Source organism: Methylobacterium sp. J-048 (assembly GCF_022829515.1).
GTDB lineage: Bacteria > Pseudomonadota > Alphaproteobacteria > Rhizobiales > Beijerinckiaceae > Methylobacterium.
In genome coordinates this window covers 1-937 of record NZ_JAKSYL010000166.1, presented here as the reverse complement: position 1 = coordinate 937, position 937 = coordinate 1, and the positions used below count along the sequence as shown (strand labels likewise).

General features: G+C 53.6%; 1 protein-coding gene. It reads right to left on the bottom strand.

Annotated features, from left to right (window positions below; all coding sequences use genetic code 11):
- Window positions 1-79 precede the first annotated feature (79 nt).
- Window positions 80-496, bottom strand: a complete 417-nt coding sequence (locus tag MKL09_RS16700; protein WP_244021924.1) for a response regulator — start codon at window positions 494-496, stop codon at window positions 80-82.
- Between the last annotated feature and the right edge of the window lie 441 nt (window positions 497-937).

Below are 937 nucleotides of genomic sequence, written 5' to 3'. Positions count from 1 at the left end.
CTGTATTCCCTCCGCATCCAACCGTGGCATGCCAAGCCTTAAGCGATCGTTACCTCGACGGATGACCGTGCCTTCCTCGTTATCGGACAACCGAAACGGTATCGTTGCCGATATTTCCAAAACAGATGGCTTCGATCTTGGTCTTCAACGTTATGATAGTAAAAGGTTTGACGATATAGTTGTCTACGCCCGCTCTCTTTGCCGCTAGTACATTTTTGATTTTAGACTCAGCAGTGATCATAAGGAACGGGGTAGACCACAAGGTCTCGTCAGAACGTACATGCTGCAGCAATTCGTAGCCAGTCATTGGCTGCATGTTCCAATCGGAGATCACAAGTCCGTATTTGCGATTTCTCAGGCGAGTAAGCGCAGTTGTGCCGTCAGATGCGTCGTCGATCTCTGAAAAACCGAGTTGCTTCAATAAATTTCGGATGATGCGTACCATCGTCTGTGCGTCATCGACGACGAGGATCGGCATACTCAAGTCAAGGAACATATGCGACCTGCTTATCTGTAATATTTTTGGATGAGGGGTAAAATCTATTCGAATCCGCTGATGACATACTTATCCGCGTCACAGGTAGGGCGGGCCAGCCGGTCTAAGCTTAGTAGAGCGCCATTATCGTTGTCGGCGATTGCCAAGAACGCGGATCTGCGCCCCGCGAGAACCCAAAAATCCCCTATATTGATGGCGTGGGCCAGGGCTGCCGTGCGACTTTCGATCTTGTCGATGGGAACCATAGACCAGAGATCCACAGTTCCCATCGTCGCCTTACGCCGCACGCACGGTAGCCAAGAAGCGTCCAACCTCGGCCGCGAGGTGCTCGGACTGGCGCGACAGCTCAGAGGACGCCCCAAGCACCTGGCTCGCGGCCGCACCCGTCTCCTCGGCTGCACCGGCCACGCCTGAGATGTTGCTGGTCACCTCACCGGTGCC

Bases quoted from the DNA above. Each gene is read 5' to 3' on its own strand.
- MKL09_RS16700 (WP_244021924.1), bottom strand. From the start codon at position 496: ATGTTCCTTGACTTGAGTATGCCGATCCTCGTCGTCGATGACGCACAG.